Origin of the sequence: Halobellus sp., from assembly GCF_042218505.1 — an archaeon.
GTDB lineage: Archaea > Halobacteriota > Halobacteria > Halobacteriales > Haloferacaceae > Haloquadratum.
In genome coordinates this window covers 145,361-165,255 of the sequence record NZ_JBDGQZ010000017.1, presented here as the reverse complement: position 1 = coordinate 165,255, position 19,895 = coordinate 145,361, and the positions used below count along the sequence as shown (strand labels likewise).

The 19,895-nt window shown below is 65.0% G+C and carries 23 protein-coding genes and 1 pseudogene; 13 read left to right on the top strand and 11 right to left on the bottom strand.

The genetic code is table 11. The features are described 5' to 3' along the window. Window positions 1-14 precede the first annotated feature (14 nt). Both ABEI27_RS05715 and ABEI27_RS05710 read left to right on the top strand, forming a co-directional pair. On the top strand, window positions 15-1,226 hold the full coding sequence (locus tag ABEI27_RS05715; protein ID WP_375798448.1) for an SPFH domain-containing protein: 1,212 nt from the start codon (window positions 15-17) through the stop codon (window positions 1,224-1,226). A 115-nt stretch (window positions 1,227-1,341) separates the two neighbouring features. Continuing rightward, window positions 1,342-1,965 (top strand): winged helix-turn-helix transcriptional regulator, encoded by a 624-nt coding sequence (locus ABEI27_RS05710; protein WP_375798441.1) that lies wholly within the window; start codon window positions 1,342-1,344, stop codon window positions 1,963-1,965. Between the two features lie 24 nt (window positions 1,966-1,989). Here ABEI27_RS05710 and ABEI27_RS05705 read toward each other — a convergent pair whose 3' ends face one another. Continuing rightward, complete coding sequence (locus ABEI27_RS05705) at window positions 1,990-2,235, bottom strand: hypothetical protein (RefSeq protein ID WP_375798440.1); 246 nt, start codon at window positions 2,233-2,235, stop codon at window positions 1,990-1,992. Between the two features lie 185 nt (window positions 2,236-2,420). On the opposite strand from ABEI27_RS05705, the gene ABEI27_RS05700 reads away from it, so the two are divergent. Beyond that, on the top strand, window positions 2,421-4,319 hold the full coding sequence (locus tag ABEI27_RS05700; protein ID WP_375798439.1) for a flippase-like domain-containing protein: 1,899 nt from the start codon (window positions 2,421-2,423) through the stop codon (window positions 4,317-4,319). Between the two features lie 37 nt (window positions 4,320-4,356). On the opposite strand, the gene yjjX is transcribed toward ABEI27_RS05700, so the two are convergent. Continuing rightward, window positions 4,357-4,872, bottom strand: a complete 516-nt coding sequence (yjjX, locus tag ABEI27_RS05695) for an inosine/xanthosine triphosphatase (protein ID WP_375798438.1) — start codon at window positions 4,870-4,872, stop codon at window positions 4,357-4,359. 56 nt (window positions 4,873-4,928) lie between these two features. After that, the gene (locus ABEI27_RS05690; RefSeq protein ID WP_375798437.1) at window positions 4,929-5,696 is read right to left on the bottom strand and encodes a helical backbone metal receptor; all 768 of its coding nucleotides are present in this window, start codon (window positions 5,694-5,696) and stop codon (window positions 4,929-4,931) included. A gap of 230 nt (window positions 5,697-5,926) precedes the next feature. Between ABEI27_RS05690 and ABEI27_RS05685 the strand changes: the two genes are divergently transcribed. After that, a complete protein-coding gene (locus ABEI27_RS05685) occupies window positions 5,927-6,976 on the top strand; it encodes a transcription initiation factor IIB family protein (protein ID WP_375798436.1) in 1,050 nt (349 codons plus the stop codon). Between the two features lie 110 nt (window positions 6,977-7,086). After that, the gene (locus ABEI27_RS05680; protein WP_375798435.1) at window positions 7,087-7,539 is read left to right on the top strand and encodes a zinc ribbon domain-containing protein; all 453 of its coding nucleotides are present in this window, start codon (window positions 7,087-7,089) and stop codon (window positions 7,537-7,539) included. Between the two features lie 9 nt (window positions 7,540-7,548). On the opposite strand, the gene ABEI27_RS05675 is transcribed toward ABEI27_RS05680, so the two are convergent. From ABEI27_RS05675 to ABEI27_RS05665, 3 genes are all read right to left on the bottom strand, one after another. After that, a complete protein-coding gene (locus tag ABEI27_RS05675; RefSeq protein ID WP_375798434.1) occupies window positions 7,549-8,751 on the bottom strand; it encodes a 3-dehydroquinate synthase II in 1,203 nt (400 codons plus the stop codon). Window positions 8,752-8,819: 68 nt separating this feature from the next. After that, window positions 8,820-9,428 (bottom strand): GNAT family N-acetyltransferase, encoded by a 609-nt coding sequence (locus ABEI27_RS05670; RefSeq protein WP_375798433.1) that lies wholly within the window; start codon window positions 9,426-9,428, stop codon window positions 8,820-8,822. Between the two features lie 59 nt (window positions 9,429-9,487). After that, a complete protein-coding gene (locus tag ABEI27_RS05665) occupies window positions 9,488-9,730 on the bottom strand; it encodes a type II CAAX prenyl endopeptidase Rce1 family protein (RefSeq protein ID WP_375798447.1) in 243 nt (80 codons plus the stop codon). 78 nt (window positions 9,731-9,808) lie between these two features. Between ABEI27_RS05665 and ABEI27_RS05660 the strand changes: the two genes are divergently transcribed. Continuing rightward, entirely contained in the window at window positions 9,809-11,575 is a 1,767-nt protein-coding gene (locus ABEI27_RS05660) for a radical SAM protein (RefSeq protein ID WP_375798432.1), read from the top strand. A 10-nt stretch (window positions 11,576-11,585) separates the two neighbouring features. Here ABEI27_RS05660 and ABEI27_RS05655 read toward each other — a convergent pair whose 3' ends face one another. Next, complete coding sequence (locus ABEI27_RS05655) at window positions 11,586-11,984, bottom strand: TRAM domain-containing protein (RefSeq protein WP_375798431.1); 399 nt, start codon at window positions 11,982-11,984, stop codon at window positions 11,586-11,588. Between the two features lie 104 nt (window positions 11,985-12,088). Further along, window positions 12,089-13,351: a DNA repair protein NreA gene (gene nreA, locus ABEI27_RS05650; protein WP_375798430.1), complete on the bottom strand. Its 1,263-nt coding sequence runs from the start codon at window positions 13,349-13,351 to the stop codon at window positions 12,089-12,091. A 105-nt stretch (window positions 13,352-13,456) separates the two neighbouring features. Between nreA and ABEI27_RS05645 the strand changes: the two are divergent. Then, a pseudogene (locus tag ABEI27_RS05645) lies at window positions 13,457-13,645 on the top strand (hypothetical protein); the annotation flags it as partial. Window positions 13,646-13,803: 158 nt separating this feature from the next. Here the strand turns inward: ABEI27_RS05645 and ABEI27_RS05640 are convergent. Next, window positions 13,804-14,787, bottom strand: coding sequence for a transcription initiation factor IIB family protein (locus ABEI27_RS05640; RefSeq protein WP_089763831.1), 984 nt, complete (start codon window positions 14,785-14,787; stop codon window positions 13,804-13,806). Between the two features lie 120 nt (window positions 14,788-14,907). Between ABEI27_RS05640 and rnhA the strand changes: the two genes are divergently transcribed. Together rnhA and ABEI27_RS05630 are read left to right on the top strand one after the other, a co-directional pair. Beyond that, a complete protein-coding gene (rnhA, locus tag ABEI27_RS05635) occupies window positions 14,908-15,504 on the top strand; it encodes a ribonuclease HI (protein ID WP_375798429.1) in 597 nt (198 codons plus the stop codon). Then, entirely contained in the window at window positions 15,497-16,153 is a 657-nt protein-coding gene (locus tag ABEI27_RS05630) for a rnhA operon protein (protein ID WP_375798428.1), read from the top strand. The genes rnhA and ABEI27_RS05630 overlap by 8 nt, the downstream gene beginning before the upstream one ends. Before the next feature lie 14 nt (window positions 16,154-16,167). Here the strand turns inward: ABEI27_RS05630 and ABEI27_RS05625 are convergent, their stop codons facing one another. Further along, the gene (locus ABEI27_RS05625) at window positions 16,168-16,527 is read right to left on the bottom strand and encodes a PadR family transcriptional regulator (RefSeq protein ID WP_375798427.1); all 360 of its coding nucleotides are present in this window, start codon (window positions 16,525-16,527) and stop codon (window positions 16,168-16,170) included. Window positions 16,528-16,817: 290 nt separating this feature from the next. On the opposite strand from ABEI27_RS05625, the gene ABEI27_RS05620 reads away from it, so the two are divergent. Next, entirely contained in the window at window positions 16,818-17,351 is a 534-nt protein-coding gene (locus ABEI27_RS05620) for an inorganic diphosphatase (RefSeq protein ID WP_375798426.1), read from the top strand. Between the two features lie 132 nt (window positions 17,352-17,483). Next, window positions 17,484-17,615 carry a hypothetical protein gene (locus tag ABEI27_RS05615; RefSeq protein ID WP_375798425.1) on the top strand — a complete coding sequence of 44 codons (132 nt, stop codon included), beginning with the start codon at window positions 17,484-17,486 and terminating at the stop codon, window positions 17,613-17,615. Between the two features lie 87 nt (window positions 17,616-17,702). On the opposite strand, the gene ABEI27_RS05610 is transcribed toward ABEI27_RS05615, so the two are convergent. Then, window positions 17,703-17,828, bottom strand: coding sequence for a hypothetical protein (locus tag ABEI27_RS05610; RefSeq protein ID WP_375798424.1), 126 nt, complete (start codon window positions 17,826-17,828; stop codon window positions 17,703-17,705). Window positions 17,829-18,101: 273 nt separating this feature from the next. Here ABEI27_RS05610 and ABEI27_RS05605 point away from each other — a divergent pair, with 273 nt between their 5' ends. Both ABEI27_RS05605 and ABEI27_RS05600 read left to right on the top strand, forming a co-directional pair. Further along, window positions 18,102-19,049 (top strand): rhomboid family intramembrane serine protease, encoded by a 948-nt coding sequence (locus ABEI27_RS05605; protein ID WP_375798423.1) that lies wholly within the window; start codon window positions 18,102-18,104, stop codon window positions 19,047-19,049. Between the two features lie 9 nt (window positions 19,050-19,058). Next, window positions 19,059-19,877: an endonuclease V gene (locus ABEI27_RS05600; protein WP_375798422.1), complete on the top strand. Its 819-nt coding sequence runs from the start codon at window positions 19,059-19,061 to the stop codon at window positions 19,875-19,877. Window positions 19,878-19,895: the final 18 nt, after the last annotated feature.

Here is a 19,895-nt window from a genome sequence, read left to right as displayed (position 1 = left end):
TCGGCCTCCCGGCGATCGGGCTGCTCGTGCTTCTCCTCGCGATCGTCACCGTCTACCAGATGGTGGAGATCGTCGACGCGTACGAGAAGGAGGCGTTGACGGTGTTCGGCGAGTTCCGGAAGTTGCTCGAACCCGGCATCAACTTCATCCCGCCGTTCGTCTCGCGAACGTATCCGTTCGATATGCGGACGCAGACGCTCGACGTTCCCCGGCAGGAAGCAATTACGCGAGACAACTCGCCCGTCACCGCCGACGCCGTCGTCTACATCAAAGTGATGGACGCAAAGAAAGCGTTCCTCGAGGTCGACGACTACAAGCGCGCGGTCTCGAACCTCGCACAGACGACGCTCCGGGCAGTCATCGGCGATATGGAACTCGACGATACGCTCAACAAGCGCCAGGAGATCAACGGTCGGATCCGGCGCGAACTCGACGAACCCACAGACGAGTGGGGTGTCCGCGTCGAGAGCGTCGAGGTCAGGGAAGTGAACCCCTCCAAGGACGTCCAGCAGGCGATGGAGCAGCAGACGTCCGCGGAGCGCCGCCGGCGTGCGATGATCCTCGAAGCGCAGGGTGAACGGCGCTCTGCGGTTGAGGAAGCCGAGGGTGAGAAGCAGTCCAACATTATCCGCGCCCAGGGTGAGAAGCAGAGCCAGATCCTCGAAGCGCAGGGTGACGCCATCTCGACGGTCCTGCGTGCGAAGTCCGCCGAATCGATGGGCGAGCGAGCGATCATCGAGAAGGGGATGGAGAGCCTCGAGACGATCGGGCAGGGCGAATCGACGACGTTCGTGCTCCCGCAGGAACTCACGAGTCTCCTCGGCCGCTACGGTCGACAGCTCACTGACTCCGACGTTCAGGAGCAGGCCGGTCTCGACAGCCTCGATTTCGACTCGGAGACCCGCGAACTGCTCGGCCTCGACGACATCGAGGAGATCCTCGGTCAGATCGACCAGGCAACCGAGATGGACGTCGAAGAACTCGAACAGGAGGCCGAGGCAATCAAGCAGGGTGCCGACGCCGAATTCAAGGACTCCGAGGCTGTCATCGAGGAGGCGGGCGTACCCGGAGAGAACTCGATCAAGGACCCCGACGAAGTGGTCGCCGAAACCGACGTTGCGGCGGCAGAGCCGGACCAGGCCGCTTCAACGGTCCCCGATGCAGCCAGCGACGGAGAGACAGAGCCCGCCGACGAGGAACCCGCGGTCGAGAAAGAGACGGAATAGCGCCGCGTCGTCGGAGGCACTCTCGGCGGCCGCCTCGATTCAGCGAACGCAGAATCGACACGTCACCACGAACGAAGCGCTTTTGTCGCTATCACCCGTCTTTTAGCCGAATCGAATGTCGGAACGACAGATCGACGAGGAGAAGCGGGCGACGCTCCGGCGCTTTGCAGCGCTCGGGGCAGCCTCGCCGCTCGCCGGACTCGGAGCCAGCGGCACGGCGGCCGCCGATACTGAGACGACGAGTGACGCCCGCGATGCGATTGTCGGCTACGTCGCGTCTACGCCGGGCGCACACTTCTCGAAGATCCGCGACGACCTGGAACTCGGAACCGGAGAAACCCAGCACCACCTCCGGAAACTCGTCGACGACAACGTGTTGGTGTCGCGTCGCGACGGCGATTACAAGCGATTCTTCTCCGCCGGTCGGTTCTCCGCGTTCGAGCAGGTCGCGCTCGGCTATCTCCGCCGCCGGACGCCGCGCGGGATGCTCGTCGAACTCCTCCGGAACCCGGGATCTTCCGGTGCCGACCTCGCAGCCCACCTCGACGTCTCACGGGCGACTGTGAGCGGCTATGCCCGCGAACTCGACGAAGCAGGGTTGCTCTCGCGTGACGGTGCCTACACCGTCCAGAACCCGGAGACGCTGCTCCTCGTAGTGGTCAGGTTCGCCGACTCGTTCGGTCCGGACGCGGTCGAACTGGCCGCCGAAGCGGACTCGCTCGTGCGGTACGACCCCTGATCGTCTGCCTCAGTGCGCCCTCGACTACGCGGTGACCTTCCACGTCGTTCCCGAAGAGTAGCCCCACTTCTCGACGGTGAGACTGATATCTGCCTCGATGATCGCGCGCATATTCGACCCGACTTCCTTTGCGGAGAGGTCTAGGTCCTGGGCGATCAGCCGTGACTTGAAGTAGGTCCGCTCGTCGACGTTCGTCCGCAGGTACTCGAGAATCCGGTCCTGTTTCTCGTTGAGGTCCGCGGTGGGTGCCGAAGCGGCTGTGGCGCTCATATCCAGTACCACGGTAGTTCACCCTATGAGCGGTTTGGTACATACGGCTAACACCGCGTAGTGATGCGGTTTTTGGATCCAGTAGGGGTCTTTCGACCGTCGGTTCACCGCTGGGGGGTACGGTCGCCTAATCGGGCCGCCCCAAGGCAGAAACTTCATACGCGATGCAGAGCCAGGACACACCAATGGGCAGTCCCCGCGACAGCACCGCTCCCGGGAGGTCCACCGTCGAGTCAGCCGATGGCGCAGTCGACGCAGAAAACGAGACGAGCGACGCGCCCGCCGTCTCCGTGAGCGTCGTCCTCCCGGCGTACAACGAGGCCGAGACGCTCGAATCGACCGTGAAGACGACGCTCGGGACGCTCGCGGGATTCCTCTCCCCGGAGTCCTTCGAGGTACTCGTCGCGGAGGACGGGTGCGAGGACCGGACGCCGGAGATTGCCGCCCGACTCGCGGCCGAAGACGAGCGCGTCCGTCACGTTCACAGCGACGGTCGACTGGGTCGCGGCGGCGCGCTCGAACGCGCCTTCGGGGCTGCCCGTGGCGACGTCCTCGCGTACTTCGACACGGACCTGGCGACCGATATGCGCCACCTCGAAGAGTTGATCGACCGGATCCGTACCGGCGAGGCAGACGTGGCTACGGGCTCCCGCTGGCTCCCCGGGGAGGTCGTGAACCGACCGGCCAGGCGCGGCGTCCCCAGCCGAGTGTACAACGGTCTCGTTCGGACGCTGCTCCGTTCGGACCTCCGCGATCATCAGTGTGGATTCAAGGCCTTCAGCCGTGAGGCGTTCGAGACGCTCGTCGAGGACGTCGAGGACGAACACTGGTTCTGGGACACCGAAATGCTGGTGCGGGCGCAACGCGCCGGCTTCACCGTCGCGGAGTTCCCCGTCGAGTGGACGCCGAAAGGAGACACCAAAGTCGATCTCGTCCGCGACGTGTTCGGGATGGGCAGTCAGATTCTCCGCACGTTCTGGCAACTCTCCGTCCGGCCGCGGCTCTCCCGCCGCGTCGGTCTCATCGCCGGTGCGTTCCTGGCGGTGTTCGCACTGGTGCTGATGACCCAGTACATCGACTTCGGCACCGTCATCGCGGAGATGAGCGAGGTCAACCCGCTTCTCGTCGTCGCGGCCGCGCTCGTCTACCTGCTCTCGTGGCCGCTCCGCGGCCTCCGCTACCGCGACATCCTCGGGGAGTTGGGGTACCGCGAGACGCTCCCGTTCCTCACGGGTGCCGTCTTCATCAGCCAGACCGGGAATCTGGTCTTCCCCGCCCGGGCGGGTGACCTGATCCGGGCGTACGTGGTCAAGGCGCGCCGCGGCATCCCGTACCCCTCGGGGTTCGCGTCGCTGGCGGCTGAGCGCGTCTTCGACCTGTTGACGATTGCCTCGATGGCCGGCGTGGTACTCATTGGCTACACGGCCGCCGGACAGACGGCCGAACTCGCCCGGACAGTCACTGGGGCAGAGGGCGCCGGTCGGGTGGCGGTCATCGTCGCACTTGGCGTGGGCCTCGTCGCGCTTGCAGCCGTTGTCGGTATTGCGCTCTCAGCCCGGAGCGACCGCAACTTCGTCGCTGCGGTCGTCTATCGGATCAGCACCGACTCGTACGCCGACTTCGTCGCCGGCGCCGTCGGGCGATTCGTGGACGACCTCCAGACGGTCGCGGGGACGCGACGCGGCTTCACCCGGATTGGCACGTCGAGCGTCGCCGTCTGGACGCTGGACGTCGTGACTGCACTCTTCGTGCTCGCCGCGTTCACGCCGGGACTCCCAGTCGTCGAACTGATCGCGGTGAGTTTCTTCGCAGTCAGCGTCGGTAACCTCGCGAAGGTGCTGCCGCTCTCGCCGGGCGGCGTCGGGCTCTACGAGGGGGCGTTCACGCTGCTCGTCGTCGGCCTCACGCCGCTCTCGCCGGAACTCGCGCTCGGGGCCGCGGTGCTCGATCACGCGGTGAAGAATATCGTCACGGTCGTCGGCGGCTACGCCTCGATGCTCGGACTCAACGTCTCACTGACGACCGCCGTTGAGGAGACCCGGAACGTACGGGAGGCCCAAGAGGAGGCGCCCGAACTCGACTGAGCGCGGCCCCACCGATCGCACTCTGGCGGACGAGGAGTCAGTACAGGTCGCTCAGAAACGGCGACGCCGCGGCCGTCACCGCCGCCGCGAGCGCATCTGTCCGCGTCAGTTTCCCGTCGGTGAACGCGCCCGCAGCGCCCTGATTCTTCGCGACGTCGGACTCGCCGAGGGTGTCGTCCATCACCGGCCCCAACTCCTCCCCGGCGCGGACCCGCGTTGCAATTGAGGATGGGAGCGGAAGGCTCGGTCCGGCACCGACGCCGCGGCGCTTGCCGTCGCTGACGGCCGCCCACATCACGAGGAACATCTCAGCTGTCGCGTCGTCCTCGATGTCGGCGACGCCGCCCTCGATACCTACGCCGAGGTCGTACTCGCTGTCCACGTCGAGCACTGCCTCAGCCCTGTTCAGAGCGCCCGTCCGCGTCTCGTCGTTCCCGGTCGGCTGCTCAGAGATGCCGGAAGCCACCGGTTCGGCGACGGCGGTCGCGTCCGGAAAGACGCGTGTGGTCGCCTCGCGCTTTACGGGATTCCCGCTGCCGACTCCGATTCGCATACGCTGGAGTCCCCCCGCTCGAACAATACGTGTGTCGGTTCCATCGTCGTCCGCGCTCAGTCCTCGCCGTGGAGCGTCGATGCGAGCGTTTCGATTCCGTTGACGAGCGCTGGGCTCGGTTGGTTCAGAAGGTCGTCGTCGAGGACGTGCACGGTCGCGTTGAGGTCCCAGCCGCGGTCTTCGAGGATTCCCCTGTCCACACGGTTGCCGTGTCCGCAGTGATGGATAATCGCGTGGTCCGGATCGGCCGCCGTGACGCCTTCCATCGAAACCTCCTGGGATCGCTCGCCAGCCTCACAAAAGGGATAGCGACCGCCCGCGGCCTCGATGGCGTCGGGAACCCAGTTACCCGCGGCCATCGGCGGCTCTCCCCACTCCTCGCAGTAGACAACTGGCCGGTCCTCGGCGGCGTCAGGGGTCCCATCCCGAACGGCATCGATCCGATCGCGGAGTTCCGCCGCGAGTGCCTCGCCTGCTGCGGATCGATCCACGGCGTGGCCGATTCGCTCGATTGACTCGAGAACGGCATCGAGCCGGTCGGGTTCGACGTGGCAGATCTCGTACCCCCGTTCTCGGAGTTCGTCGCGGATCTCGCGCTGGAGTCCGTCGGCAGTGCAGACCACGTCGGGATCCAGGTCGGCGAGACGGTCGTAGTCGGGGTTCAACCAGCCGCCGACGACCGGGCGGTCGAGGTCGCAATGGACGGTGACGCCGACGACGCGGTCCGCGCTGTCCATCGCCGCCAGCGTCGCTGTGGTACTGGGCGCGAGCGAGACGATCCGCTCGACGTCGTCGTACTGGTCGCTCGCGGGAGCGGCGTTCATACGGGGGTAGCGGACGCCAACGGTCAAGGGCGTTGCGGACGGACTCGCAGGGGCGCTCTTCGCTATATAAATTGTAACGGTCGATTTGCTGGAAAGCCGTCGGAGAGGCTGTGCGTTCCGTTCGGGAAGGCGATTCCGAACGCTTTTTATAATCTCCGTCGGTTGAGGTGATACGGACCGCTCCGGGCCTTCGTACTGATCCCCGGCACGGGGCATTCGTCGCGATACCGATGAGCGAGAAGAGTACGTACACTCGCGTGAATGCGAGAACGAGAGACGAATCGCAAACGAACGAGGGCCGAGACGGCAACTCGGCCGGTCAGCGCTGGGTTCGACCCGGCGAAGAACAAGAAGAAAACGAATCCGAGACCGCCGACGAAGAACTAGCGTGCCCGGAGTGCAGCGGAAACGTCGTCGTCGACGACGAGCACGGCGAGACCATCTGTGACGACTGCGGACTCGTCATCACCGAGGACTCCGTCGACCGCGGCCCCGAGTGGCGCGCGTTCGACGCCAAAGAGAAAGACCAGAAGTCCCGCGTCGGCGCGCCGACGACGAACACGATGCACGACAAAGGGCTGTCGACCAACATCGACTGGCGCGACCGCGACGCCTACGGCAACTCCCTGTCGTCGAACCAGCGGCAGAAGATGCAGCGCCTCCGCAAGTGGAACGAGCGGTTCCGCACCCGCGATTCGAAAGAGCGCAATCTCAAACAGGCGCTCGGCGAGATCGACCGGATGGCCTCCGCGCTCGGCCTCCCGGAGAACGTCCGCGAGACCGCCTCTGTCATCTACCGCCGTGCCCTCGACGAAGATCTCCTCCCCGGCCGTTCTATCGAGGGCGTCGCTACCTCCTGCGTCTACGCTGCGGCCCGGATGGCCGGCGTCCCCCGCTCGCTCGACGAGATCGCGGAGGTCTCTCGAGTTCCGAAGAGCGAGGTCGCTCGTACCTACCGGTACATCGCACGGGAACTCTCGCTCGAAGTCAAGCCTGCGGACCCCGAGCAGTACGTCCCCCGGTTCGCCTCCGAACTCGGTCTCTCCGACGAGGCGAAACTCCGCGCGCGACAACTCCTGAAGAACGCTAAAGAGAAGGGCGTTCACTCCGGGAAGTCGCCGGTCGGACTCGCCGCGGCCGCGGTCTACGCGGCAGCGCTGCTCACCAACGAGAAGACGACGCAGGCCGCTGTCAGCGAGGTCGCAGACATCTCCGAGGTCACGATCCGCAACCGCTATCACGAACTCCTCGAAGCCGAGGAGAGTATCGGACTGGCGTAGACGGATCTGAGCGCGGTCTTGTTAGGGAGCGCTTCTTCTCTTCCAGCGACTGCGCTGCGGCCTCGCGATCCCCGGACGTTTTAAGCCTCCTCACTGTCTCCGACACCGATATGACTCACACCCGTCGCCGTGCAATGATCGCGGCGCTGGTGGCCGTACTCGGTGCCAGCGTCGGTGTCGCTGGGGTCGGACACCTCTATCTCCGGAAGTGGCGTCGCGCAGCCGCCTGGTTCTCCCTCGTCGTCGGCGCGACAATCGTGCTGCTGTCGGTGTTCGTCGATCCGTCGACGCTCAGCCTCGCCGGCCCTGCAGCGCTCGCGAGCATCGACCCCGAGACGCTGCCGACGGTGGTCACGGTACCCGTGTTCGGACTCCTGTTTCTGAACGCGCTCGACGCCTACCGACTGGCGACGCGGGACCTCCGACCACCTGACGAGGTGACGTGTCCACACTGCGGTGGCGAACTCGACCTCGACATCTCGTTCTGTCCGTGGTGTACTGAGAAGTTACCGGACGCAAACCGTCCTGAAGCCGACGCAGGGCGGAACGCGGACGGGCGCTGATCCGGTCCGTTACTTTTCGATGATGCTCTCTTCGACGGCCTCGCCGAAGTGCCGGGCCGTCTCCTCGTAGAACAGGCGCACCTCATCGCCCGCCTCCAGATCGGTGATCGCTGTCCGCCCCTCGCGGGTGTGGACTTTGATCGTCTCCGCGTTCTGAAGCAAGGTCTCGACGCGGTCGTTGTCGACCTCGGCCTCGACGCGGAACATCGGCCGCTTTTCGATCTTCACGCGCCCGACGACGGCTTCGCGGGTCTTGCCGTCTTCGCAGACAACCTGGACCTCGTCGCCGCTCTTCAGTTCCGAGAGGTACTTGGTGCCGCCGTCGGGCGTCCGGACGTACGCGTGGACTGCGCCGGCGTTGACGCGGAACGGCCGGGAGGCGACGTACGGCGATTCCGCCGTCTCCGCGTGGACGAAGAAGAGCCCGCGACTCATACTGCCGACGAGCATCCCCTCGTTGTGTTCCATCAGATTCCCGGTATCGACGCAGACGCGATCGGCCATCCCGGTGCGCTCGACGGCGGTCACTGTGGCCCACTGGAGGTCCAGCGTCTCGCGCTCGACCTCGTCGCGGACCTCGACGGTCTCTCTGATCTCATCGGAGTCGTCGGTGTCGAGCAGGACGCCGTCGGCGCCGATTTCGAGCGTCTCGAACGCGGTCCGCGCTTCCTCTGCGGTCGTGACGCCGGCGATCAGGTCGGTCTCGTCGCCGATCCGCGCGATCAGGTTCTCAAGGGGAATGATCGTCCAGTCCTCGCCGACGACGACGGTGTAGTCGGCGTCTGCGGCCGCCTCCTCCGCGAAGGACTCGTACTCCTCGGAGAAGATGCGGACGTACGCACCGTTCGCTCGTTCGTCCTCACGGCGAAGCGTCGTGAGATCCGCAGACCCGGAGAAGTCCGGCGGCAGGTCGGCGGTCCCGTCCCCCTCGCCGTTCTTCCCGACGACGTACGTGTCCGCCTCCTCGCCCGACTGAAGTTCATCCTTTACGCCGTCACTTTCGCCTGCCTCCACGTCGTCGATCAGTGCCGTGCCCGAGTCGGTGCGGAACGCCGCGACCGACACGTCGCCCAGCGAGCGAACGCGGCCGACGTCGGCCTCGTCGACGACTACCCAGTCCACGCCGGCTTCCAGGCCGGCCGTGATTCGTCGCTTACGTGTCTCCCAGTCACCGACTTCGTCGTCGGCTTTGAGCCAGACGCTTCGTGTCATCGTTGTCGGCACATCTCAACCGGCGCGCTTGAACGTGGCGACTCTGGGGAGGATTGCCGCGGCGCGCGTTACGCGTCCGGGTCCTCGACTGTCGAGACCGGTGTGGGTTCGTCGGGGTCGCCGTCGGGCTCTCGCAACCGCCGGTGGTACCAGACGACGTCGTGCCAGTCGCCGAGTTTGAACCCCGCGGCGGGGAACGTCCCGACGTGCTCGAATCCGTGTCGCTCGTGAAACGCCTCGCTCTCCGGGTTCGGCATTCCCAGGGCGGCGTAGGCCGAGCAGTAGCCCTGTCGTCGGAGCGTCTCGAGCAGGCGCTCGTAGAGGCGCGTTCCCACCCCGGCGCGCTGTGCCGCGGCGTCGACGTAGACCGATGTCTCGACCGCCCAGCGGTACGCCGGCCGCTCGCGCAGTTGGCTGCCGTAGACGTAGCCGACGACCGTCGATTCGCCGCCGTCCGGGGCGTCGGTCCCCTCGTCGGCGACGGCCACGTACCACGGATACTCGTCGGCCGCGCGCTTTTCGCGAATCGTTCGTCGCATCCGCTCGACGGATGGGACCTCGGTTCGGAACGTCGCCGGCGAGTCGCGGACGTAGGGCGCGTAGATCTGCCGGAGGGCGGCCGCGTCCTCGGGCGTGGCGGCGCGAAGCCGAACGTCGGGATTGACGCTGTCGTCCATACCGTGCCGAGGCCGCCCGACGGTTACTGTTTTTCCGATTAGACGGCGGGCCCAGAGGGTCAGAGCGCGTACAGCGATGGGACCAGTGCGGGACCGACTAACAGTCCGAGGAGGTTGTACAGCGCGTGAAACAGCCAGGCGCCGACGAGGTTGTCGAAGCGGAGTTGGAGCCACGTGAGCACCGAGCCAAGGAGGGGGGCGTTGAGAACCCCGGCGTCGCCGCCGGTGAAGATATAACCGACGGCGAAGACGAACAGCGACGCGACGCCGACTGCCGTTGCACCCGGTCCGGCAGCCTCGATGTGGACCCTTCGCTCGCTGCCGAAGCGGTTCCGGTCCAGAGAGTGAGCGTTTTACCGCTCGGCCGTCTTTGCTCCGGTATGATTGATCCGGCCGACCTCTCTGTCACGCTCGTCGACGGGTACGTCGACGAGCCGGCGCACTTCGGCGTGCCGCCATACATTTCGACGTACCCGCGGTTCACGGCCGGTGCGATCGTCGACGCCGGCGTTCCGGAGTCGAACGTCACGTACCACACGATCGACGAACTCCGTGAGGACCGAAACAAGTGGGCCGACGTGGCCGACGCCGACCTCTTCATTTATCTCGGCGGGATGACCGTCCCCGGCAAGTACGTCGGCGGCACGCCCGCCGAACCCGACGAGGTCCGCGAACTCGCCTGGACCGCCGGGGGCACGTCGGTGATGGGCGGTCCCATCCGGTTCGGTGTCGGCGACGAGAACGCCGGTGCGCAGGAGATGCAGCGACAGGACCTCGATTACGACTTCCTCGCGATGGGCGACGTCGAGGCCGCCGCTCACGACCTCATCAGCAACGAGTTGGAGGGCTTCGAAAACCGCTACCGGGACAACGACGAACTCGACAGCTGGGCGGCACAGGGCGCGTTCGTCGTCGAACAGCATCCGAACCACCCGGACTACCTGATCTGTGAACTCGAGACCTCACGCGGCTGTGCCTACCGGTGTTCGTTCTGCACGGAGCCGATGTACGGCGATCCCGGATTCCGGGACCCCGAGTCGGTCGTCGGCGAGGTGGGAAATCTCTACGACCGCGGCGTCCGCCACTTCCGCCTCGGCCGTCAGGCCGACATCCTCGCGTACGGCGGCGACGGCGAGGCGCCGAACCCCGACGCGCTCAGCGAGCTCTACGGCGGGATCCGCGAGGTCGCCCCCGATCTGGAGACGCTCCATCTCGACAATATGAACCCCATCACGGTCGTGAAGTGGCCAGAGCAGGCCAGAGAGGGGATCCGGATCATCGCCGAACACAACACGCCCGGCGACACCGCCGCGTTCGGCCTCGAATCCGCCGACCCGCTCGTTCAGGAAAAGAACCAACTGAACGTCACCGCCGACGAGTGCTTCCGCGCAATCGAGATCGTCAACGAGGAGGCTGGCTGGCGGCCGGGGGAAGATCCCGCGGATGCGCCGACCCTCGGGGACAGCGGGACGTCACGCGGCTCGAACGCAGGCGGCGAAGCCGCGAACCGGCTCCCGAAACTCCTGCCGGGGGTCAACCTCCTGCACGGGCTCAAGGGAGAGCGCACGGAGACGTTCGAGCACAACCGACAGTTCCTCCAACGGGTCTACGACGCGGGGCTGATGGTCCGCCGCATCAACATCCGTCAGGTGATGGCCTTCGAGGGCACCGAGATGGCCGACGAAGGTGCAGCCATCGCCAGAGAGCACAAGAAGCGCTTCAAGCAGTACAAGCGCGAGATTCGCGAAGAGATCGATCAGCCGATGCTCCGACGGCTCGCACCCGTCGGGACCGTTCTGCCCGACGTACACCTCGAGTACCATCAGGACGGGCGGACGTTCGGTCGGCAACTCGGGACGTACCCGCTTCTGGTGGGCATTCCGGGCGAACGGGAACTCAAACAGACGATCGACGTCGCGGTCGTCGATCACGGGTACCGCTCGGTGACCGGCGTTCCGTATCCGCTCGATCCGAACGACGCCTCGATGGCAGAACTCACGGCGATTCCCGGTATCGGCGATCGGACGGCGGGTGACATCGTGATCAACCGCCCCTACGACTCCCCGGCGGCAGTGCCGTCTCCGGAAATCGATTTCGCGACGTTTACCGGTGGATATCCGACAAACGAGAAACCGAGTGCGGACTGAGACGAGTCAGTTACAGCTCTTCTTCGATGACTTCGCCGACGGCGAAGTTGGATTTGACTTCCGAGACTTCGATTTTCACGCGGTCACCAACCTCCGTATCGGGGACGATGATGACGTAGCCGCGTTCGACGCGGGCGATGCCGTCGCCCTGTTTGCCGATGTCTTCAATCTCAACGTAGCGTAGCTCGCCGGGCTCGACGGGCGGTTGCGGTTCCGAAGACGGCCGCTCGGTTTCGGTCGACTCCGACGACGAATCGGTCCCACGAGAGATGAGAGCGACGCGGTAGGTCTCGTCCGACTCGATGGAGCCGGTGTCGACTTCGCGCTTCGGTACTTCAACCACGTATCGGTCCTCTTCGGCGCGAACGTCAGCGTTGAACAGACACAGGAGTTTATCTGAGATTTCCACCGTGTAGACCTCCACGTGTAGTTCGCTGCGAATTGTTAAAGTAGTACCGCCCACTCCGGCCTTCTGTCGGCCGGTTCCCGGGCCGTCCGCGGGTCAGTCGCCCCTCAGCCGAAGTCACCGAACGTCGTCTGGAGCCCGGCCGCCATCGTCGATTTCCGGCGGAGCGTCCCGATGGAGACGGGCAAATGGTCGGTAACGCCACGAACCGCCCCGGCGAAGGTCTCGGCACTCCCGTGCTCTGCGGCGAAGGCGTCGCGGACGGCCTCGCGAACCTGCCAGACGCCAACTGGGCCCCAGTAGTCCTCGGAGACGTGCCTGAGGACGAGCGCTTTCGCCTGTCGCCCGCGATCGTCGAGGTGTTCGAGGACCGCTAGTCGGGCGGCGTGGTACGCGCCGGCCGTCTCCTCGACGTAGCCGGCACGGCCTTCCCTGCCTTCGCTGTCGGCAGCGAAATACATCCCCGCTTTCGGGTCGGGGTTCCAGACGCTGCCGGGAGCTTTCATCTCGACGAGTTCGTACTCCCACTTCCCGGGCGCGAGGATCACCCAGAAGGCGTTGCCGAGGAATTCGTTACGGTGGACCTCGACGCGTCCGATCTCGGGATTTGTGCGGATGCGTCCCCGGAGGTACTGTCCGACGGTGTCGTCGACGGCGGTGATCGACCACCGGGTCGGGACGAGGCGACGCTGTTCGGTCTGACCGAGCGCGCCCGCCGAGAGAACCGTGTTGATGTCGTAGACATCGAAGCCACGGCGGTAGAGGTAGGTCATCGCGCCCTGTGCGTTCCAGTCGTCGTCTTCGAGCGTCTTCTCGACGAGTCGGGGTACGTGCGGGTTCTCCGCCAGTTCGGCCGACTCGGCCCGGGCGCGCGGTCCGACCGGCGTGGCGACGTCTTCGACGCCGACGTCGAGGTCGACGTCCGGTCGCTCGTCGAGATCGATCTCGACGGTCACGGGTCGGTCCGCGATAGCGACCTCGCGCTGCGCGCCGAGAAAGCCGTTCCACGAGTCGGCGACGTTCGTGACCTCCTGGGGGCGATTGGAGTTCAGAAGCGACGTGCGCCGCGAGAAGACGTCGTCGATCGAGACGCCCTCGTCGTACCACGCGCCGGACGTCTCGAAGCGCCCGGCATCCTCGTCGTGGCCGACAGGTGAAAGCAGCCCCGTCGAGACGCGGGGGTAGTTCGAGGTGCCGACGAAGATCGACGGCGAGACGCCGCCGTACAGCGAGTCGCCCTGCACCGTCTCCTCGAATCGGTTCTGGAAGGTCTCGAGGTGATCGAGGATGTCGTAGGACTTCTCCTCTGCGAGTCGTCGACGCTCCGCCCGCTCGTTGCGCTCAATGTCGACGTACTCGTCTAAGTCCATCACCGGAGTGTGGGTCGCCAACGGATATGAACCTTCGGCGTTAGCGCCGCAGCCCCTGACTCGAATCGAAGACTATCTTGTATGAAAACCGAATTACTATACAATATGCGTCTCATCGGCGAGCGCACGCAGGGCATCCGCAAGCATCTGGGGCAGTTCTCGTTGCACGTCGTCCTGGTTTTCGCGACGGGACTCACGATCGGTTCCGAGCGCGCGGTGGTCCCCGTTCTCGGTCGGGACGTACTCTGGGTCGAGTCCGTTGCCGTGCTGTGTCTCTCCGGGACCATCGTCGTGCGGTGGATAAAAGAGGCGCGCTCGGAGTTCGGGACGCACGACCCGCCGGCACCCGCGCCGGAGTCGGGACCGGTCGTGGGCGATAGTGCGCCACCGAGTGCGTTCGTCGGCAACCGGGGGCGGTCCGCCTCGGACAGTGCGCCCGTGGTGTCAGGCGATTAACTGTGGATGCCCATCGCTTCGATCTGCTCTTGATACCGGTTCCGGATGGTGACCTCCGTCACTTGGGCGACGTCGGCGACCTCGCGCTGGGTCTTCTTCTCGTTGCAGAGCAGCGAAGCCGCGTAAATCGCCGCTGCCGCGAAGCCCGTCGGCGACTTCCCCGAGAGCAGGCCTTTCTCGGAGGTCGTCTCGATGATCTCGTCGGCCTTCGACTGCACTTCCTTCGAGAGGCCGAGCTCCGAGCAGAACCGCGGGACGTACTTCTTCGGATCGACCGGCTTCATCTCCAGACCGAGTTCCTGTGAGATGTAGCGGTACGTCCGACCGATCTCCTTGCGCTCGACGCGCGAGACTTCGGAAATCTCCTCGAGCGAGCGAGGGATCCCCTCTTTCCGACACGCCGCGTACAGCGCGGAGGTGGCGACGCCCTCGATAGAACGGCCGCGGATGAGGTCCTCGTTGAGCGCGCGCCGGTAGATCACGGAGGCGACCTCCCGGACCGACCGCGGTACGCCGAGTGCGGAGGCCATTCGATCGATCTCCGAGAGCGCGAACTGGAGGTTCCGCTCGCCCGCGTCTTTCGTCCGGATGCGCTCTTGCCACTTCCGCAACCGGTGCATCTGCGAGCGCTTGCGCGAGGAGATCGAGCGACCGTAGGCGTCTTTGTCTTTCCAGTCGATTGTCGTCGTCAGCCCCTTGTCGTGCATCGTCTGCGTCGTCGGCGCGCCGACGCGGGACTTCGATTGCCGCTCGGAGTGGTTGAACGCGCGCCATTCCGGGCCGGGGTCGATCTGCTCTTCCTCGACCACGATCCCCGTCGGCTCGTGGATGAGTTCTCCGTCTCCCGTACGGACGAGGTCTTCCTCGTCCATATCCTCTATGTCGATGTCGTCTTCTGCTTCGTCCGCCTCGTCTTCGCGTTCGCCCTGCCATCGCGTCCTGTCGACGTCCTGTTCCCGCTGGCGGGTGGGCCGTGTCATCGCATTTTTATATTCGCTATCTCGATACGCTTAAACCCTCTGCCGGTCTGCCGCCGTGCGGCCGTCGACGACCCACCGACGGATCGAACGCTTCTTTCGGCCGCTCCGTCTCCCTCCGATATGCCAAGCGTAGATCTGGACCCGGAGGTCGCTCGCGAGCGGCTCGAAGCTGCGGGCGTTGCGGTCGAACCGGGCAACACCGACCACGAGCGGTGGCGCGCCGAGCGCGGCAACGCCAACGCGGTCGCCTATGACGATACGGTCGTCGTCCAGGGGTCCCGGCCGACGGACCTGCTGGCGCTGCTCCGCGACGAACAGGGCGACCGCGCGCACGTCTACTTCGACGGCGCGTGCCGGGGGAATCCGGGGCCGGCGGCGGTCGGCTGGGTCATCGTCACGAGCGACGGCATCGTCGCCGAAGGCGGCGAGCGCATCGGTAAGACGACGAACAACCGCGCCGAGTACGAGGCGCTCGAGTGCGCGCTGGAGGCGGCTCGTGATTACGGCTTCGACGAGGTCGACGTCCGCGGCGACGCACAGTTGATCGTCCGGCAGGTCACCGGCGAGTACGACACCAACAACCCGGAACTGCGGAAGCGCCGCGTTCGCGCGCGCGAACTGCTCGAGGACTTCGACCAGTGGTCGATCGAGCACGTACCGAGAGCGGTAAACGACCGCGCCGACTCACTAGCAAACGAGGCACTCGACGATGGCTGACGACAGCGAGCGGACAATCGAAGGAGACAGCGACGCGCGACCGGCGGAGTCGTCGGTCGGGCGGCATCCCGACCGCGGCGACAACGCGGAGACCGCGGCCGATCCTGAGATTCCCGAGGACGCGATCGAGGAGGCCGAACGGCTGACGCGCCTCGCTAGGGAGGCCGCGGTGACAGAGGCCGCCGAGGCATACCGGGAACGCCGCGCGGACGTCGTGGACGAACACGACTTCACCGCCCGGGTTCGCGAGGAGGACGACACGCTCGTGCTCTATCCGGGCGAGTGGATCGAAGACGGCGTCGTCCAGTTCGAGGATATCGAGGACACCGACCGCGCCGTGGAAGTGTCGCTGTCAGGGCCCGACCACGGGGCCGAGTGGGAGACCGTTGAAGAGCGAAATCGAGAGGTCATCGAGGCCGTCCGCGAGGCGCACGGCCAAGTGCACGCGGCGAATGTCCGCGCGTTTGCCGATTTTATGGGGAACCACTACCTGAAGCCAGTCACCGAAGCGACGCTCGACGAACGAGAGGAGTTCCTCACGGAGTACTTTCCAAGAAATGCTTGGCCAACGCGTGAACAGGAATCGATCGTCACCGAGAGCGTCAATCTGGTCGTAGACGGCCTCGACGACGAAGTGCCCGGAACCTGAACTCGCGTGGTTTTTTATTGGTACGCGCCGATGAGGTCGGTGAGTTCGTCGGCCCGCTCCTCACTGTTGACGAACTTCTCGACCATCCACTCGAATTGATCGAGAAGCGCATCGTGACCCGCAGACGTCAGTTCGTACTGGTTCGTCCGCTTGTCGAGTTCACTCTTTTCGACCAGACCCATCTCGACGAGGTCGTCGAGGTTGGGATACAGCCGCCCGTGGTTCACTTCGGTCCCGTAGTACGTCTCGAGTTGCCGCTTGATCGCGAGGCCGTACATTGGTTCTTCAGCCAGAATGACCAGGATATTCTGCTGGAATGCGGTGAGGTCGCGAACCACGCTGCCGGTGTCAGTAACTGTTTGTGCCTCTGACATACCTGAAGCGAGGTAGCCGGGATATTTAAGACTTATTACCTGTTATGAGAACAACCGTCCTACACGGTGTATGGCCCTTCAGCGCTGTTATTCGACGTTTCGTCGCCGCCGACCGGCGACAGGAATACGATATTGGAGGATCCTGCGCGATTATCTGAAGAACCCCGGAATATTATTTATTGATCGATAGGGGAAGTGTTTCGTCACTTGGACCCTGATGTAACGGTCGCGGAACCTCTCTCTCGAAGCGATGCGAAAGGACTTTTTGCCCGTTCAGAGACAGAGCGAATATGACCAACCTCTGGGAAGACCTCGACACCGGTCCCGATGCGCCAGATGTCGTGTACGCCGTCGTTGAATGTCTGAAAGGCGAGCGGAATAAATACGAGTACGACAAGGACGTTCCGGGCGTAGTTCTCGACCGCGTTCTCCACTCGAACGTCCATTATCCCTCGGACTACGGCTTCCTGCCACAAACATACTACGACGACGAGGACCCCTTTGACATCCTCGTACTCGTCGAAGACCAGACGTTCCCCGGCTGCGTTATCGAGGCGCGCCCCGTCGCTCTGATGCGAATGGACGACGACGGCGAGAAGGACGACAAGGTCATCGCGGTCCCGGACGAGGACCCCCGATACGACCACGTCGAGAACCTCGACGACCTCACCGACCAGCAGAAGGACGAGATCTCCGAGTTCTTCGAGACGTATAAGAACCTCGAAGCCGGAAAAGAAACGGAGACGCTTGGTTGGGAGGACGCAGACGCCGCGAAAGACGCCATCGAACACGCGATGGACCTCTACGAAGAGCACTTCGTGTAACGCTCCCTGTTTTATCTGTTACGTTCGGACCGGCTCGCCGAGAAAATAACTGCAGTGCATATCCCTCGGTTCGAGGCATTCGTTATGCGTATGGGTAATCTTTTGCGCCCGGGTCACGTATAGACAGTCGTAATGTCAGCCGAAACGCCGCGCCTTGGCGTCGCCCACCCCACGGTCGTCCCCGGCAACCATCCGGGAATGGACGACGCGGATGAGGCTCCACCCAGCGAAGATCCGGATCAGGTCACCGAAGAATCATCGTAGCCGTTCCACCCTCCAGATCGGCGTGGACGCTGCGCGAACCCGACTGCCGAGGCTATCCTGCTACCTCTGCCCGGCGCTGTACAGGACTCACTCGGTTCGCGACAGTTCGAGTTGCTTCGCGGTGTCTGCGTCGGTCGGTTCGGATTCCAGCAGTTCGATCTCGGCCACCCACTTGAGGCTCTCCCAGCAGTCTGATCGGGGTTCGGTCCGCACCAACCGCGCCGGTCACCCGGAGTTCCCAGTTCCCCGGATCGACCGTTGTGGGCACGTCGTGTGATTCGAGTCCCGTCACGGCTGTATGTCAGTGTGCCCCGTGTAAAGTCGTTGCCGCGAACGCCTTCGGCCCGTGTCTCGTTCGCTGTCCGGTCTGGCGGATCACCAACTCACGGGGCGGCAGTGTTCGAAGCAGGTGCGAGCATCCGCTCTTAGGACAGACTGGAACTGCGAGGGGAACCGCTTTTACTCGCGCCGCGCCAACTGTGTGTGATGGCTACCTGCGATGAGTGCGGGAAGCACGAAAATATGCCGTACCAGTGTCGACGGTGCGGGGATACTTTCTGTGCTGAACATCGGCTCCCGGAAAACCACGACTGTCCGGGACTCAGCGAGTGGAACGATCCCTCCGGCGTCTTCGATAGCGGTTTCGACGACTCCGTGCAAAACCGCGGTGGGCAGTCCTCACAGCGTCTGACGGACCGCGTCTTCGGGACCGGCGGCCCGGTCGGCTACTTCCGCGGGAATATGAGTTACGTCTTTCTGGGCGTGATGTGGATCACCTTCGCGCTTCAGTATTTCATCTTCCCCTTCCTTCTCGGCGCGGGACCACGGAGCCTCCTCTGGCGGAGCGTATTTGTGCTCTCGCCGGGGCAGATCGAGTTCGTCTGGACGTGGATCACGTCCATCTTCGCCCACGGTGGCTTCACCCACATTGCGTTCAACAGCATCGCGCTGTACTTCTTCGGCCCCGTCGTGGAGGAGTACCTCGACACGAAGCGCTTCACGGCGCTCTTCTTCGGTGCCGGGATCGTCGCGGGACTCGCTCAGGTCCTGTCGACGCTCTTCACCGTCGGGCCGTTCGGCGCGGGCGTTGTCGGCGCATCCGGGGCGATTATGGGCATTCTCGGCGTGCTGACCGTGCTGAACCCCAGTCTGAAGGTCTACCTCTATTTCATTATCCCGATGCCGCTGTGGCTGCTCACCTTCGGCTTCGCGGCCTTCAGCATCGTCGCCGGATTCGGTGCTGCCGGCGGCGGCCTTATGGGCGGCAACGTCGCACACCTCGCGCACCTCGCCGGCCTCGTGATCGGACTCGCCTATGGCGCTCGCGTGAAGGGGCGCGTCGGCGTCCCCAACTCGCTGCAGTTCGGTCGTGGCGGCGGCGGGATGGGCGGTCCCGGCGGTCCCGGTGGCCCCGGCGGTCCCGGCCGCCGCTGAACCGATCCGATGGACCCCGCTCGTCCCGAGTTCGTCCCCGATGCGTCGGCCACCCGCGAGGAGATGGAGTCGCTCCAGCACGAGGTCGCTGCGGCCGCGATATGGGACGACGCGTTCGCGTTCGATCCCGAAGCGGTCTCGACCCGTTCCGAGCGGACGCTCGACGACACGGGTCGTCGCACGCGCGAGCCCCCACTCGTCGCCGGCATCGACCAGGCGTTCCTCGACGACCGAGCGGTGAGCGTCGTCGTCGTCCGCCGTGGCGACGCGGTCGTCGAACGCGCACACGCCGTCACCGACCTCGAAATTCCGTACATCCCCGGCCTGCTGGCGTTTCGTGAGGGCGGCCCGATCCTCGCGGCCGTTGCGGACCTGTCCTGTGAACCGGACCTGGTCGTCTTCGACGGGAGCGGTCGCATCCACTACCGACAGGCCGGACTGGCGACGCACCTCGGCGCGACGCTCGACGTGCCGAGCGTCGGCGTCGCCAAGGGGCTCCTGTGTGGAACGCCAGAGGACGACCTCGCGGAACGACCCGCGGGCTGGCGGACCCCGATCCGTGCCGACAGCGAGGTCGAGAACGCAGATCCGGGAACCGTCCTCGGTCACGCGCTCCAGTCGCGCCAGTACGACTCCCGGCCCATCATCAACCCCGTCTTCGTCAGCCCCGGCCACCGCGTGGGCGTTGGAACCGCGACCGATCTGGTGGAACGGCTCTGTAACGGCTACAAACTCCCGGAGCCGACGCGACTCGCCGACGCGTACGCCGACGAGGTGAAAGCCGATTCCGCCGCGGCACCCGAGGGGACCGACGAATCGGGCTCCTAACGCGCTTCTTTTGGTCTC